This window comes from Parvularcula maris, assembly GCF_024505085.1.
Lineage (GTDB): Bacteria > Pseudomonadota > Alphaproteobacteria > Caulobacterales > Parvularculaceae > Parvularcula > Parvularcula maris.
Window position 1 is genome coordinate 145,445 of sequence record NZ_JANIBC010000005.1, and the last position, 15,236, is coordinate 160,680.

The 15,236-nt window shown below is 64.6% G+C and carries 15 protein-coding genes; 6 read left to right on the plus strand and 9 right to left on the minus strand.

Annotated features, from left to right (window positions below; genetic code table 11):
- Window positions 1-627 precede the first annotated feature (627 nt).
- The 6 genes from NOG11_RS08880 to NOG11_RS08905 form a co-directional block, all read right to left on the minus strand.
- Window positions 628-1,758 carry a flagellin gene (locus NOG11_RS08880; RefSeq protein ID WP_256619397.1) on the minus strand — a complete coding sequence of 377 codons (1,131 nt, stop codon included), beginning with the start codon at window positions 1,756-1,758 and terminating at the stop codon, window positions 628-630.
- Between the two features lie 12 nt (window positions 1,759-1,770).
- Window positions 1,771-3,381 carry a flagellar hook-associated protein FlgK gene (gene flgK / locus NOG11_RS08885; RefSeq protein ID WP_256619398.1) on the minus strand — a complete coding sequence of 537 codons (1,611 nt, stop codon included), beginning with the start codon at window positions 3,379-3,381 and terminating at the stop codon, window positions 1,771-1,773.
- A 31-nt stretch (window positions 3,382-3,412) separates the two neighbouring features.
- Window positions 3,413-4,714 (minus strand): flagellar hook protein FlgE, encoded by a 1,302-nt coding sequence (locus NOG11_RS08890; RefSeq protein ID WP_256619399.1) that lies wholly within the window; start codon window positions 4,712-4,714, stop codon window positions 3,413-3,415.
- Window positions 4,715-4,990: 276 nt separating this feature from the next.
- Entirely contained in the window at window positions 4,991-5,851 is an 861-nt protein-coding gene (locus NOG11_RS08895) for an OmpA family protein (RefSeq protein ID WP_256619400.1), read from the minus strand.
- A gap of 33 nt (window positions 5,852-5,884) precedes the next feature.
- On the minus strand, window positions 5,885-6,763 hold the full coding sequence (gene motA / locus NOG11_RS08900) for a flagellar motor stator protein MotA (protein WP_256619401.1): 879 nt from the start codon (window positions 6,761-6,763) through the stop codon (window positions 5,885-5,887).
- Window positions 6,760-8,454, minus strand: coding sequence for a tetratricopeptide repeat protein (locus tag NOG11_RS08905; protein WP_256619402.1), 1,695 nt, complete (start codon window positions 8,452-8,454; stop codon window positions 6,760-6,762). Before NOG11_RS08905 ends, motA begins: the two co-directional genes overlap by 4 nt.
- Window positions 8,455-8,556: 102 nt before the next feature.
- Here NOG11_RS08905 and NOG11_RS08910 point away from each other — a divergent pair, with 102 nt between their 5' ends.
- From NOG11_RS08910 to NOG11_RS08935, 6 genes are all read left to right on the plus strand, one after another.
- Window positions 8,557-9,294: a flagellar hook-basal body complex protein gene (locus NOG11_RS08910; protein WP_256619403.1), complete on the plus strand. Its 738-nt coding sequence runs from the start codon at window positions 8,557-8,559 to the stop codon at window positions 9,292-9,294.
- Between the two features lie 52 nt (window positions 9,295-9,346).
- Window positions 9,347-10,132, plus strand: coding sequence for a flagellar basal-body rod protein FlgG (gene flgG, locus NOG11_RS08915; protein WP_256619404.1), 786 nt, complete (start codon window positions 9,347-9,349; stop codon window positions 10,130-10,132).
- Between the two features lie 5 nt (window positions 10,133-10,137).
- Window positions 10,138-10,788, plus strand: coding sequence for a flagellar basal body P-ring formation chaperone FlgA (flgA, locus tag NOG11_RS08920; protein ID WP_256619405.1), 651 nt, complete (start codon window positions 10,138-10,140; stop codon window positions 10,786-10,788).
- Window positions 10,789-10,797: 9 nt separating this feature from the next.
- The gene (gene flgH, locus NOG11_RS08925; RefSeq protein WP_256619406.1) at window positions 10,798-11,523 is read left to right on the plus strand and encodes a flagellar basal body L-ring protein FlgH; all 726 of its coding nucleotides are present in this window, start codon (window positions 10,798-10,800) and stop codon (window positions 11,521-11,523) included.
- Between the two features lie 11 nt (window positions 11,524-11,534).
- A complete protein-coding gene (locus NOG11_RS08930; RefSeq protein ID WP_256619407.1) occupies window positions 11,535-11,981 on the plus strand; it encodes a flagellar basal body-associated FliL family protein in 447 nt (148 codons plus the stop codon).
- Between the two features lie 491 nt (window positions 11,982-12,472).
- Complete coding sequence (locus NOG11_RS08935) at window positions 12,473-12,955, plus strand: hypothetical protein (RefSeq protein WP_256619408.1); 483 nt, start codon at window positions 12,473-12,475, stop codon at window positions 12,953-12,955.
- Between the two features lie 3 nt (window positions 12,956-12,958).
- Here the strand turns inward: NOG11_RS08935 and NOG11_RS08940 are convergent, their stop codons facing one another.
- Genes NOG11_RS08940 through NOG11_RS08950 form a run of 3 tightly spaced genes read right to left on the minus strand, consistent with a single transcriptional unit; the run spans window position 12,959 to window position 15,121 of the window.
- Window positions 12,959-13,654 (minus strand): MotE family protein, encoded by a 696-nt coding sequence (locus tag NOG11_RS08940; RefSeq protein WP_256619409.1) that lies wholly within the window; start codon window positions 13,652-13,654, stop codon window positions 12,959-12,961.
- On the minus strand, window positions 13,651-14,607 hold the full coding sequence (locus NOG11_RS08945; protein WP_256619410.1) for a FliM/FliN family flagellar motor switch protein: 957 nt from the start codon (window positions 14,605-14,607) through the stop codon (window positions 13,651-13,653). Before NOG11_RS08945 ends, NOG11_RS08940 begins: the two co-directional genes overlap by 4 nt.
- Window positions 14,608-14,647: 40 nt before the next feature.
- On the minus strand, window positions 14,648-15,121 hold the full coding sequence (locus NOG11_RS08950) for a flagellar basal body-associated FliL family protein (protein WP_256619411.1): 474 nt from the start codon (window positions 15,119-15,121) through the stop codon (window positions 14,648-14,650).
- Between the last annotated feature and the right edge of the window lie 115 nt (window positions 15,122-15,236).

Below are 15,236 nucleotides of genomic sequence, written 5' to 3' on the forward strand. Positions count from 1 at the left end.
CCCAAACATCTGTGAGCGCCGCAACCCTGTAGGGTGGACGCGAGCAGCGGCCACCTTGCAGCGTTGGGCCTTGGTACAGGTGGCCGCCTACCGGCGTCCACCCTACGGACTTATCCTCGCCCTCTCGCCCTGTTCTATGCTCCCCTCATCCGGCCTTGCGGGGGAGAGACGTCACTTCTCTTGGGTCCGGGCGGGTCTTCGCGCCTTGTGTAGTGACAGGCGGATGGCGAGAGCTGCGGATCGGCCGCCAGAAGAAGAAGACCTAGCGAGCGGGCGGTGGTTTGGTCACTTCAGGCCACGGCCGACCCTAGAATAAACAACCACCACCAGCCGTGGCCACGCCCGCGCGCCCCCGTATCCCCATAACTGCCCCCAAAGCGAAGGAGGGCAGCCACAAGTGCTGGGCGCTTCCTTCTAGGCGCCTTCCCACGGCCGCGAAGCGGTCCGTGGGACCCATCACCTGAACGCTGAACATCATCGCACCCACAGGAGTTGGGTCCCATGGACGCCGCTAACGCGTCGCCATGGGAAAGCGCCGAAAAGAGTAGGGCGGTCACCGAAGCTGGCCGCGCTCAGTGCTCGGCACTCAACAAACACGGCCAACTCTGCGAGCTGACCGCCCTAAAGTTACCTGACGAAGTTGAACAGCCTTAACTGCATCACCCGGCCGGTCACGGTGTAGCTCGCCTGGAGCTGGCTCTCGATGTCGAGGAGCCTGGTGGTAACCTCGGCGCGGTCGACATTCTCCATGCCGACGATCTGGTTGTTGTAGAGGGCGTTCTGGCTGCGCAGTGCTTCTTCGGCGCTGTCCACGAGCTGGTACTGCAGACCCATCTGGGTACGGCTCTCCTGAATCTGGCTGAGGCCGCGGGTGATGAGGGAGAGGGCACCCGGCACCGGGGGAGGGCCGTCCTGGCCCGTCATGATGGTGCGGTAGGCTTCCTGATCGGGGATCTGGTCGAAGTCCAGCGAGGACAGGATGAAAGCGCCCTGGAAGAGCTCGCGCACCCCTTGGACGAACTGGTCGTTCTCGATACGGAGATACTGGTTGTTGGCCAGGCGGATCTCGGAGAGCGCGCCGCCGATCTCGCCGTTGAAGAGGTTGCCCTCGAAGCTGAAATCGTCGAGCGGGGCACCTGCGGCGAAGTTCGCGCCGCCGAAGATCGACTCGAACCGGGCGAGCAGCTCCAGCGCCTCGGCATTGCTAGCGGGCAGGCTGAGATCGACGCCGGTATTGAGGGGCGCCGCCGGGCCGGTGCCTTCGATGGCTGCCTGGATCACCTCGTTGGGCCGCACGCCGTTCGCGTTCGGAGCGTCGAAGGGCTGGACCGGGCGCTCGTTCACATTGGCGCCGCCGAAGAGGTATCGGCTACCGATCGAGACGTTGAGGACGTTGGCGATCCTGTCGAGAACGCCGTCGGCGACAAGGTTGATCGAGAACGCGCTGTCCAAAGCGTCCGCACCGTTGACGGTCGCCACCTTGATGAGGTCCTGGGCCGCCGCCTCGACCTGGGAGAAGGAGTTCTCCATCAGGTCGTAGCGCTGTTTGAAGAGCTCGGCGGAGCGGATATAGCTCTCGTTCACTTCCATCTGATCACGGATGGTCTGAAGGCGGATGAGGCCGGGGCCGAGCGAGCGGGCCACGTCGGTCTTCTTGCCTGTCGAGAGCTCGTTGTTGGAGGTCGCAAGCTCGCCCTCGAGGCGGCGGAGCTGGGTGTTGCGAAGGGTGGTCTGGCCGAAGGTGGAGATCGGTTTCATCGAAGGGCTCCCTTACGCGACGCGGGCGAGGAGTTCGTCGAACATCCTGGCGATCACGTTGATGACTTGGGCGTTGGCGGCGTAGGCCTGTTCGAGCTCGAGAAGCTTCTCACTCTCCTCATCGACATTGACGCCGTTCTCGTTCTGCCTGCGGATCTCCAGCGTGTCGAAGATCACCCGGCTGCGCTCGGAGAGGACTTCGAGGTTGGCCCGGTCGGTCTGGATGCCGCTGGCGAACTCGCTCGCGAAGGCCTGAAGGCTCGTCTCGGAGGTCAGCCCGCCATTGGGAGCGAACGGCCTGGGGGCGGCGAGGCCGGTCAGGAACTTCTCGAGCTGATCCGTATAGCCGTCGAAGGTGGGAGAGCCAGGGTTGTCATAGGCCGGTCCGCCCACGGTCGGGGGGAAGGTCGAGAAGTCGAGCGTTGCCGCATCGTCGCGGAACGTGGCCACGATACCGGTGCGGAGCCTCGTGAGGTCGCCGCCGGGTGCGTCGGGGTTGACGAGGTCGTTCACCCGAAGACGGCTGGCGAGGCCGATAATATCCGCATCCGTTGCAGTCGGATCGACCCCGTTGCCGAGATCGGTGAAGAGGCCCGGCACGTCCACCGGCGCTTCGGGGCCGCCATTGAAGGCGCCGTAGCGAAGGGCCGCCACCTGGGCGTCGGACTGCTGGAACAGGACCACGACCTCCTTGGCGAGGGCGTCGAGCTGCTCCTGATAGGTGATAAGGTCCACGTCGCGGGCGAGGAAGTGCCCGGCGATGGCGCCGCTGCGCAGGGCCTGGGGACCGGCCAGCGGGCCTGGCTCGATGCCGAAGCCGTCCACTTCCAGTCCCGACAGAAGGGAAGGGGTCGCGTCGATCCGTGTGCTGGCGTCGATCGAGGTGGTGCGGGTGAAGGTGATCTCACGCGGCGTACCGTCGAGGAGGGTGACCCCTTCGGTGGTGGTGATGACCACCTCGCCGCGGTCGCGGGTGAAGGTCCTGATGCCGATCTGCTCGGCCACCACGTCGATCAGGCGGTCGCGCTCGTCCATGATGCCCGAGACCTCGATGTCCGGATTGCCGAGGCCTTCGGCGATCTTGAGGTTGAGGTCGGCGATGCTGGAAAGGGCGTCGTTGACGGTCGCGACACCGACGGCGATCTCTCGGTCGGCAGCCTCGCGCGAGGTCTTGATGGCGTCCTGGGCGGCGGCGAACTTGTCGGTGAGGTCCCGCGCGGCGAAGAACACTTCGCGCTGGAGCTCGGGCCGTTCGGGGCTGTCGTAGAGGCGCTGGAAGGCGGTCTCCAGTTTGGTCAGCGAGGAGGCCACCGAGCGCTCGTCGCCCGGATCGCCGGAGACCTGGGCGAGCTGCTGGATGGCTCCAGCGCGCACGTCGATGAGGCTGAGCTTGCCCGCCTCGGCGCGTACATCGCGGAGGAGGATGCTGTCGACCGGGCTTCTGACGACGGAAGCGCTGACGCCGCTGCCGATCCCTGCCGTGTTGTTCGCCGTGATGCGCGCCTCCTGCGCGACATAGCCGGGGGTGCGTGCATTGGCGATGTTGTTCGACGTGCCCGCCACCTGCCTCTGGGTCGAGGCGAGGCCGGACTTGGCGTTGAAGAGGGCGGTCGTCAGCGACATGGTTAGCCTTCAGTCTACAGCAGGTGTGGTATTAGCGGCCGAGTCTTGAAACTTCCTCAAGCATCTCGTCTGCGGTCTGAACGACGGTGGCGTTGGATGAGTAGGCCCGCTGGGTCTCGATGAGAGCGGTCAGCTCCTGGGCCACATCCACATTGGCGCCTTCGAGTGCACCGGCGGAGATGGTGCCGGTATTGGCCGAGCCCGCCACCGCCACGCGGAGGTCGCCGGAGTTGGCGGAAAGGGTGAAGGCGTTGCCGTCCACCGCCGTCAGACCTTCCGGGTTCACCACATCGGCGATCGGGATCTGGTAGACGGGGCGCACCTCGCCATTGTCGAAGATCGCGACCAGCGTGCCGTCCTCTTCGATGTCCACCTGCTGCAGCTTGCCCAGCGCCGAGCCGTCCACATTGGTCTGAGGGGTGAAATCGCCGCCGAACTGGGTGATGCCGTTGAGGCCGCCCTGGTCGCCGAGGGCGATGGTGATCTCCTGGGCGGCGGGGCCGGGGAGCTGGATGGTGACCGAGCCGGTCGCCTCGTCCCAGCCCGTCACCGTGTAGCCAGGCCCTGCAGCCGGAGCACCGGCGGGGAAGTCCGGCGTACCTGCGGTGAAGCCCGTGCCGCCGGTGAAGTCGATGCCCGCGATGGTGGTGATCTGCGGGCCTGCGGTGGTGCCGTCGAAGATCTGCAGGTCCCAGATGTTCGAGCCCGGAGCGCCGTTCGGCACCCAGTTGAGGGTCATGGTCTGGTTGCCGCCGAACTCGTCGAAGTACTGAACGCTCGCCTGGAAGGGGCCTGCGGCGCCTGCGGGAATGTTACCTGCGTAGTTCAGCTCCGTGGTTGGACGGGCGGAGCCCTGGATGGAGGCGATGTTGACCGTCTCCATGCTGTCGAAGGTGGTCAGGCTCGGCGCGCCATTGGCATAGGTGCCGTCGGCGTTGAGCGCGAAGCCCTGGAGGTAGTAGCCGCCATCATTGCGCAGATTGCCGAACTGGTCGGCACGGAAGGAGCCTGCGCGGGTCACCGCCGAGCCGGTGCCGTCGGGCTGGCTGGCGACGGCGAAGAAGCCGCGGCCCGCGATGGCGAGGTCCGTGTTCGTATCGCTGCCGAGGATGGTGCCGGCGCGGGAGACCTCGGTCCTGATCTGGGTGGTGACGCCGCCCGCCGTGTAGGAGCCGCCGCCAGCGCCGTTGACGACGAGGGTCGAGAACTGGGCGGTGGAGCGCTTATAGCCGACGGTGGAGGAGTTGGCGATGTTGTCCGAGATGGTGGCGAGCTTCGTCGCCTGGGCCCTCAGCCCGTTCACACCTGTCTGAAGCGCACTACCAATCGACATCGTTCCGTCCTCGGCCTGAGTTGCATGGGCGGAGCGCGGGCGCTCCTTCTCATCAGGCGGGGTAGGACAGCTCGTTTAAACCGGCATAAAGCGCGGGCTGATGGTCAGTAGGGGAATGTTAAGGGTTGGGGTGGCGTGCGCCGTTTCCTCCCCTTCAGGGGAGGTGTCAGCGAAGCTGACGGAGGGGAGTCGACGCCAGCAAAAGCGATTTTTGATAGTCCCCCTCCGCCCTTCGGGCACCTCCCCCTGGAAGGGGGAGGATCGCAGGGTGCCTGATCAGTTCACCGGAGAAAAAAGCAGGTCGCCCGACGCCGCCACATCCGCGTGGACGCTGATCGTGATGCGGCGGTTCTTGGGGTCTTCGGGCCGAGAGGGGATGGCGAGTTCACGGGCGCCGCGGCCTTCGACGGCCTCGACGCGGTCGCTTTGAAGGCCAGCTTCTTCCAGCACTCGGCGCGCGGCATTGGCGCGTTCGGAGGAGAGCTCCCAATTGCCCCGGCCGCCGGTCCTAAAACCGGAAGCATCCGTATGCCCTGCGATCCGCACGACGTTAGGCACGGTGCGCAGCGCTTCGCCGAGGGCCTTGAAGATCTCCTGCGCCTCGGGGGAGAGGGCAGCCTGGCCGACGCCGAACATGTTGAAGGCGCGGTCGTCGTGGATCTGGATGTAGACCGCGTCGCTGCGCCGCTCGATATAGACCACGTCTTGAAGGCCGAGCGGATCGACGCGGGTCTCGAGGGCGAGCTTGAGCTTCTGTTCAAGGGCGGCAAGGCCAGCCTCGGCGCCGCTGTCGCCGGAGCCCTCCAGCACATCGTCCATGAGAGAGGGGCCGGTGGCGGTCATGGTGTCGGTGTCTGCGCCCATGGGCAGGGGCGCATCGTCCTGGGCCTGATCGTTGGTCTGCACCCCGTCCTTGTCGTTGGCGCGGCCCGAGAGCACCCCGTCCGTGCCCGAGCTGTCACGGCTGATCGAGATGGGGTTGAAGTAGTCCGCCAGAAGGTCGCGCTCGGCATCGGTGGCGGTGTTGGCGAGCCACAGGATCAGGAAGAAGGCCATCATCGCGGTGGTGAAATCCGCATAGACCATCTTCCAGATGCCGGAGTTCATCCCGTTGTCGTCGCTGCGCCTGCCGGCCATGGTTCAGTCTCCCGCCCTGGGGCTTCGAGGGGTTTAGGCTGCGTCGGCGGCAGCGGCGCGGATGGCTTCGGAGGTGGCCTTCTCGACATCATCGAAGGAGGGTTGGACCTCGTCCATGAGCACCTTGCGCGAGTACTCGATGGCGATCTGCGGCGGGTAGCCGTGAAGGAAAGCGACGAGCCCGGACTTGATGCAGGAATAGTAGTTGACCATCTCGTCGCGGCGCTGGGCCATGAGGGCAGCGAGCGGCATGACGATGGAGTAGGAGAGAAGAACGCCGAGGAACGTCCCGCAGAGCGCACCGGCGATCATCTTACCCAAGATCTCCGTGGCCTGGTTCACATAGGCCATGGCCTTGATAATGCCGAGGACCGCAGCGACGATGCCGAAGGCGGGCAGGGCTTCGCCGACCGAGCCGAGGGCGGTGACTGGGCGGGAGAGATCCTTCTGGATGGTGTGGATCTCCTCATCCATCAGGTTCTCAAGCTCCTTCGGCTCCTCCGCCCCCAGAGAGATGAGGCGGAGATAGTCGCAGACGAAGGCCACCGCGCGCTTCTTGGCGAGGACGCGGGGGTATTTCTGGAAGAGGCCGCTCTCATAGGGGTGCTCGATATCGTTCTCGAGGCTCATCACGCCCTTGGCCTTCCCCTCACGGAAGATGGTGAAGAGGAGGGAGAGGAGCTCGATATAGTCCTCGTTCTTGAGGCCGTCCCCCTTGATGGAGCCCATCAGGGTGGAGCCCGTCGAGAAGATGACGTGCTTGGGGTTCGAGATCACGAAGGCGCCGACGGCAGAGCCGACGATGATGATGATCTCGTAGGGCTGCCAGAGGACGCCGAGCTTGCCGCCCACGCCTAGATAGCCGCCGAGCACGGAGATGGTGACAATGATCAATCCGACGCCGAACTTCATCGTGTTTTCTCGTCTTTCGCGTTGCCGCCTTCAGGCTCGTCCGTGGACGGCTCGGGCGTATCCTGGGACAGCTCTTGCCCGATCTGGGTTAAACTGAGGGCTAAGTCTGCAACCTCCGCGCTAGGCGAGAGGAGAGGGCGCAAGTCGTCCGCGTGGTAAACGGAAGGTTTCGGCGTGGCGGCGAGCACCTTGGTGCGCGTGTCCTTCGCGGCGGCCTGCTCCTCGCCGCTCAGCCTCGCGCCGGAGGAGAGGTAGGCGGCGGCGGGCTCGCGCCAGCTCTGGCCATCGGTCTCGAAGGAGCGGGCAGCGGCGTAGAGGCCGTAGGCCTCGGCCTTCCAGGCCCTGCGCGCGATGACCGCGACGACATTGCTGTGAACGCCGGGGACGAGAAAGGCCATTAGCTCCTCGATCTTTGCGCCCTCGGCCTCCATCACGGCGAGGTCGAGCTGCTCGCGGCTCGTCAGGCCCTGACGCGGCACCTTGGCAAGATGGTCGAGAATGCCCTGCCGGTCGCCGTAGGCGAGGCTGAGCTTGGCGGCGAGGAGGGAGGCTTCGGCCCCGCCCGCCGCCGCCACCGCTTCGGGGCTCGCGTTGCGCAGGAGGGTTTCGGACCTCGCCATCAGCCCCGACGCCACCAGCACTTCGGCAAGCTTCAGGTCACCCAGCCAGAACTCGTCCTCCTCAGCCATGAGAGGGCGCACTAGCTCGTAGACATCCATCAGGTCGCCGATGGTCGAGGGGTCGGTGCGCCGGATGAAGAGGTCTTCGGCGTGGGAGACGATGCGCTTGCGCGCCTCCTCCCGCACCTCCTCCGGCGCGTTCGAGCCGTAGACCGAGAAGAGAAGCCGCATGGCCTGGGCGAGCTGCTGGTCGAAGAAGTAGGCCCTCGCCAAGGCCAGAGTGATGCCGGTGCCGAGGCTCTCGCCGCGCCAGACGGTGACGAGCTCGCGCAGCACCGCCACGGCCTCGTCGGTCTTGACGTAGCCGGTGCGCCACATCAGCGCGATCTTGCGCAGCTCGGCTTCGGCGACCAAGCGGTCTGAGCCGATCTCCGTCACCTCGTCATATAGGGCGACCGCCTTGTCCACGTCGCCGAAGGTCTCGATGACGCGGGCTTGGATCATCGCGGCCTTGGCCACCTCGTCCTTCTCGGTAGCAATCGCTCGAAGGGCGGTCGCGAGGGTGAGGGCGGCCCTCGTGTCCCCCTCGGCGAGAAGCGCGTCGGCGAGCTGCGTGCTGAACCGCTCCCTAGCCCATGGGGGGAGGGAGGCGAAGAGGTTCACGGCGACGGTCCGGGTGCGGCGGGTGGATTCAGGCAGCCCCCGCTCGCCGTTGGCAACGAGAAGCCACAGCGCCGCCTCGTCCTGGCCAGCCTTGAGGTCCTCGAGGAGGAAGGCCATCCCTTCGAGATTGCCCTCGAGCACCGCGCCCAGGAGCCTCTTCAGCCGCTGGCGGTCCTCGTCCATGGCGCCGCCGATCCGGGGGTAGGCTTCCTCCCAGAAACCGGCGCCGGCGAGGCAGGAGAGATCGTCCTCATAGGCCTGCTTGATCTTGCGCACGAAGTCCGCGCCGTCGCGGTAGCCGCAGGACCAGTCGATGCCGTAGGCGCTGCGCTGCGCCGCCGCCTCCGCAGGCAGAAGGGCGGCCAGCGCCGCACCCGAGGCCAGGGTCCATCTTCTCAGCCTACGCATAAAGCCACCTTGAAATCCGGGTTTAAACTGAGAGCCCGAAGTTTAATCCTGCGTTTCGCGAAGGCGGGCTGTCCGCCAGGCATCTCGAAGGGGCTTTTGGCCGTGGATACCTCCCTCTACGTCAACCTTTCATATCAGAGCTCCCTCAACAGACGGCTTGAGCTCGTCGCGAACAACATCGCCAATGTGAACACCACCGGCTTCAAGGCCGAGCGGATCATGTTCGACCAGTACACCTTTCAAAGCGGTCCAGCCAAGGACGTCTCCTATGTGATCGACCGGGCGTCCTATACGGATCTTTCGACCGGCTCGATCAACCAGACCGGCAACCAGCTCGACGTGGCCGTGGTCGGCGAGGGCTGGCTTCAGGTCGAGACGCCCGAAGGGGTGAAGTACACCCGCGACGGACGCATGATCATCAACTCCAACCAGGAGCTGACCGCCCTCGACGGATCGCCGATCCTCGACCAGGGCGGCGCGCGCATCTTCATCCCGGAGCAGGCGCAGAGCGTCGACATCTCGCAGGCCGGCACGATCTCGGTGAACCTCGAGGGCGAGCCGCTGCCCATCGAGATCGCCCGTATCGGGATCATCGACTTCAACGATCCGCAGAACCTCGTGCGGGAGGAGGGCGGCCGCTACACCGGCGCCGCCGAGGGCTTCTTGAAGGAGGACGGCTCGGTGCAGCAGTTCGCCATCGAGGGCTCGAACATCAACCCGGTCAAGGAGATCGTGAAGCTGATGGAGCTCTCCCGCGCCTACACCCAGGTCGCGGAGAGTTCGAACGACATCCACAAGACCAAGAAGGACTCGATCGCCCGGCTGTCCAAGAACCAGTAGGCGGAACAACTGAACTCACGGCGGGCAGGGCCGTGACCATAAGGAGACACTGATGCGTATTCTCGAGATCGCGGCCACCGGCATGATGGCGCAGCAGACTAATGTCGAGGTCATCTCCAACAACATCGCCAACATCAACACCACCGCCTTCAAGCGCGGGCGTGCGGAGTTCTCGGACCTCATCTATCAGAGCCAGCAGCGCTCCGGCGCCTTCTCCTCGGATGCAGGCACCATCGTGCCCGTCGGTGTGCAGATCGGTCTCGGCGTGAAGCCCGCCGCCGTCGCCCGCATCACCGAGCAGGGCAGCCTGCAGCAGACCGGCAACAAGCTCGACCTCGCGCTCCAGGGCCGCGGCTTCTTCGTGGTGCGGATGCCCGACGGTACCAACAGCTACACGCGCACGGGCACGTTCCAGCTCTCCCCCGAGGGCGCCATCGTGACCCCCGAAGGCTTCGAGCTCGACCCCGGCATCGCCCTGCCGGAGAACGTCTCGGACATCTCCGTCAACCGCTCGGGCGAGGTCTTCGCTTATGTTCCAGGTCAGGACGAGCCCCAGCTCGCGGGCCGCTTCAGCCTTGCGACCTTCATCAACGAGGCGGGTCTCGAAGCCCTCGGCGACAACATGTTCCGCGAGACCCTTGCCTCTGGCCAGCCCTTCCTCGGCCTTCCCGACGAGGAGGGTGTCGGCTCGATCCGTCAGGGCTATGTCGAGAACTCCAACGTCAACGTGGTGGAGGAGGTGACCGACCTCATCTCCGCCCAACGGGCCTATGAGATGAACGCCAAGGTCATCGAGACCGCCGACCAGATGGCGCAGCGCATCTCCAATATGAGGTAGGCTGAATGCCCTGGCTTGTTGCATCCATTACGGCTCTTCTCCTCTTCTTCGGTCAGGCCGCGGCAGAGGTGCCCCTCGTCCAGAAGGTGGAGGAGGCGGTGCGCCGGAGCGCACTTCTCTCCGACGACGCCGAGGTGCGTATCGCCGAGATCACCCCTGTTCGCGGGCGGGTGGAGACGGTGGAGGTCACCCGCTTCGACCGCCGCACGGGCCGATTCGATGCCAGGATCGCTCTCGGCGCTACCTCCGCCCGCATTTCGGGCCGCGCGGTCGTCAGCGTACCCGTCGTCGCCGCCGTCAGGACACTGCGCCGAGGGCACACGCTGGGTCTCGATGATCTGGAGCTGCGCTATGTGCCGCTCGGTCAGGTGCCGGGGGAGGTGTTCATCCTGCCAGAAGACCTCGAAGGCTTCGCCGTCCGCCGCTCGCTGGCGGCCGGACGTCCGATCAGGGCGCAGGATGTCGGCGCGCCCTTGGTGGTGGCCAAGAACGCCGCCGTCGAGATCATCTACGACCGGAGCGGCGTGACCCTCTCCTCCATGGGCCGTGCTTTGGACGAAGGGGCCATCGGCGACCTCGTCCGTGTGCAGGCCAAGGGGCAGGACCGCCAGGTCAGCGCCGAAATCGTGGCTCCGGGCCGCGTCATCATCCGATAGGGAACGATCATGCTCAGAAGGCTCACCGCTCTCTCCGCCGCCGCGCTCGCTCTCTCGGCCTGCGCCAGCTTCGACAACCCGCTCGACGGGCCGGACCTTTCCGAGGTGGGAGACCCCGGTGAGCAGCGCGAGGCCCGGATCGTCCGTATGCCCATGCCGACCGACCACTCGCCGGTGCAGTCCCCCAACAGCCTCTGGGAGGCGAACAAGCGCTCGTTCTTCCGCGACCAGCGGGCGAACAATGTCGGCGACATCCTCACCGTGCTGATCGACATCTCCGACCAGGCGCGCTTGCGCAACACGACGAGCCGCAGCCGCGAGGCGGAGAACGAGTTCGAGGTGGGCAGCCTCTTCGGCATCGCAGGCGCCCTCGACGATGCGCTGCCCGACCGCTTCGAGCCCTCGGTGGACCTCGAAAGCTCGTCGGAGAGCCGGGGCGAGGGGGAGATCAACCGCAACGAGCGCATCAATCTGCGCATCGCCGCCGTGGTCACCGAGCGCCTGCCCAACGGCAACTTCGTCATCGCGGGCCGCCAGGAAGTTCGCGTCAACGCGGAGCTCCGTGAGCTGCGCATCGCGGGCGTCATCCGCCCCGAGGACATCACCGGCGAGAACACCATCCCCTACTTCAAGGTGGCCGAGGCGCGGATCGCTTACGGCGGCCGCGGCACGATCAGCCGGATGCAGCAGCCGGGCTACGGCCAGCGCGTCTACGACGTCGTCGTCCCCTTCTAGGAGAGAGAAGCGTGCCCAAGATCGTCATCCTCCTCATCCTGACCGTGGTCTGCGGCGGCGGCGGCTACGCCCTCGCCGAGATCTCCCAGATGTCGGACAAGATTCGCCAGCAGGGCACCAATATCGACGAGGAGGCGGTCATCTTCGATGCGGGCCAGTTCACCATCCCGCTCTTCGACGGCGGCCGGGTGCCCTACTTCCTCCTCACCGAGATCAATATCGAGGTGGAGGCCTACGACCAGGTCAGCTTCCTCTCCAACAACCGCCCCCATGTCCGCGCCACCGTGCTCGAAACCCTCTTCGAGCTCGAACGCCGCGGCGAGATCAAGCCGGGCAAGCTGAACCCGGAGGAGATCAAGGAGGCCATCAAGGCGGACCTCGAGACCACCTTTGGCATCGGCGAGATCACCGGCGTGCTGATCGACCGGCTGATCGTGCAGGAGACCGGGCGGCGGTAGCGGGACGGTCTCGGCACAACTGCATGAGTTTGTTGCTTCCTGGTTAACTTCGACATACGCACTTCTCCTAGCTGGGAGCGAGTATGCGAAGTCTTCTAATTTCAATCGGTATCACTGCCGGAATAGTCTCCGCATGTGCCACTGAACCAACACCGGTCGATAATCGTAATTCGATACTGACCCAAGGGAATGTTCAGACCAACCTTGTTGTAGACAGCACAACTAAGTCTGAAGTTTTAGAGTCGTTCGGCTCCCCAAATATTGTCACGCGAGATGGTGCGGGCAGAGAGGTTTGGAGTTACCAGAGACAGGCCACGGTTGCGCAGGCTGAGTCAACAACCGGTGGATGGTCAGTAATCCTTGCAGGTCAAGGTCGCTCTACAGCTGGCTTCAGTCAATCTAACCGAATGATGACCCTCATCATAAAGTTTGATGAGAATGACGTCGTCTCGGATTTCCAAAGCCGATCAAGTAACTTCTAGGAGAGACCTATGCGTTTTGCCACTCTAGCCGTGTGCTCCATTCTCATGACCGCTTGCGCCACTACTCCCGAAGTCTCATTGACTCCCCTTGAGATACAGTCGATGCAGACTAGGTCATTCGAGGCAGAGAAGTCAGAGACTTTTGCATCCGTGATGTCTATGTTCCAGAACCTCGGCTACACCATTAGGCAAGCTGATGTATCTACAGGATTTATTACGGCGGAAAGCACTGCTGAGACCTCCACGAATATGCTTGAGCTGGCATTAATCGGCGCGCGAGCAAACCGATACACATCAAGCACAAGAGCTACTGCTACCATTGAAGAAATGAACGGCGAAACTCGAGTTCGTTTGAACTTCGTAAATGCTCGAAAATCTTCGTCCGGTTGGGGACAAAATTCGTCGGATGACAAGCCGGTACTAGATGCAGAGGTGTATACCAACGCATTTAATAAGATAGAGAACGAGCTCTTCGTCCGGTCGGCTTCCTAACCCTCAGAACATCTGCTCGTCGGGCCGCCCTCGTTCGGCCATGATCTCCATGAGCTCGGTGGCCTTGGCTGTCTGCATCTTGGATAGGATGTCGGCGGCGTTGCGCTCGCCCACCTGGTCGAGGACCTGGACCACGAAGCGCGGCTCGTTCTGCTGCAGGAGGCGGGCTGCGTTCTTGGGCGTCATGTTGGCGACCATGTCGACCACCTGCTGCAGGTTCTCGTCCTCCTCGACCTTGAGTTCGTCGATGAGGGCGGTGACCTCCGCGCGCAGGTCCTCGAGGCGCTCGATCTCCTCCAGCGCCCGGCGGTTGGCGAGCGCCACCTCCGCTTTTTGATCCTCGAGACGCGCCCACTCTGCATCGAGCTTCTCACGCTCCGCACCGATGGTGGCGAGCACCTCGGTGACGGCGGCCATCGAAGAGATGCGGGCTGCGGGGAGGGGCAGGCTGTCCTGCTCCAGCATCTCCTGCACCTTGGCCTGGGACTGGGCGAGGCCGCGCTTGACCGCGGGGGTCACCTCTTCGGGGATGACATAGCCGTCCTCCAGCGCATCCTCCGCCCAGGGACGGTCGTGCTCGCCGAACTCGCGGCTGTTCTCGTCGGGGCGCTGGGTCTCGACCGAAGGGCCGGAGAGAAGAACGGCGGGCACCGCCACGGTGGCGGTGGAGACCCCGGCGAGAAGAACCACCCTGATCATAGATCACCGAACCCGAACCCGCCGCCGGAGCTTTCCTCCTCCTGGCGGCCAGCGATGAGGATCTCCTCCACCTGAGCGGCGATCTTGCCGCCCTTGCGGCCCATCGGCCCACGGAAGAACTCCATTTCCTCCATCATAAAACGCACCTCGCTCTCGCCCGAACTCTCGAAGGAGATGGTCTGGCCCGGCTTCCACGCCATGACCTCGGCGAGGGTGGTGAGCTGGCTGTGCAGCACCGCGTCGAAGGAGAGTTCGGTCTTGTTGAGCGCGTCCTCGAAATGGCGGTGCCAGGAGCGGTCGCCGCCGAACTGGTCGCCCACGAACATCTGGCTGAGATGCTCGCGCACGGGCTCCAGCGAGGCGTAGGGGAAGAGGACCTGCAGCTCGCCCTTGGAGCGGGCGATGTCGAGCTGGAAGCGCGAACGGACGCAGGCCGAAGTGGTGCGGGTAATGGCCGCGAATTGCGGGTTCATCTCCAGGCGCTCGACCCTGAACTCGACCTCGGCGATCTGCTCGAAGGCCTCGGCGAGGCGGTCGGCGATGAGGCGGAAGATGCGGGTGGTGAGCTGCAGCTCGATCGAGGTGGGGCGGCGCTGTGCCGCACGCTGGCGGTAGTCCGCACCCGGCTGACCGCCGAGCAGGATCTCCACCATGGTGAAGACCAGGCTCCCGTCGAGCATCAGAAGAAAGCTCTGGTCCCAAGCCACCGCGCGCACGATGGCGATGACCGGCGCTTCGGGCGGCTCTCCCATGAAGTCGGCGAAGCGTGCGTAGGAGATGTCCTCGAGCTGCACCGCGACTTCTTGCGAGGTCAGGTGCAGGAAGCTCTCCGTCAGCATCTGGACCGTCCGGTCGAAGACGACGTCGAGCATCGGAAGACGCTCATGGGTGACGCCCGAATTGGCCAGGCGTTCCATCACCTGCCGGGGGTCGACCGCTGCTGCTGTTCTCATACGCCTACTCACCGGTTCGTCCTGGAAAGAAAGGTTTCGTTTACTCGACTAGGAGCTCACCTATTAAGATGTCGTCAACGGCATCGCGCCCGAGGATGCGCCTGGCCCGAAAGAGGCAGGCATTCCGCAGATTGTAGAGGCCCATCGCGCCCTGAAGCTCGCGGCTCGATAGCTCTCTTATATAGGTCTGCAGCGCGAACTCGACCTCGGGCAGGCGGCGGCGCACCTCTTCGGCGCTGTCGATCGGTGCGCGGAGTGTGAACTTCGCCAGCACGTATTTGGCGTCCTCCCGGCGGTCGAGCTGGTAGATGGTCTTCTCGATCTCGATCCACTCGTGGGTGGGGCGGAGCGCGGGGTCGGGCTCAGTCCTCAATTTGCCCGCCAGCTCCACCAGCCCCTCCTGGCCCAAGGAGATGTAGCCGCCGGTCGCGAACGAGCCCACCGCGGTGAAGAAGGCGAGGAAGCCGAAGGCTGCAGGGCCGAGCTTGGCCATCTGCGCCTTAACTTTTTCCATCGCCGTGGGCGGCTTGTTCAGAGTCTGTTCAGAATTATCCATAAAACCTTACCGGCAAGAGAGTCGGTCGTTCGGCCACGTCTCAGTGGGTACAGGGCCCTCTTTGACGCCAGTT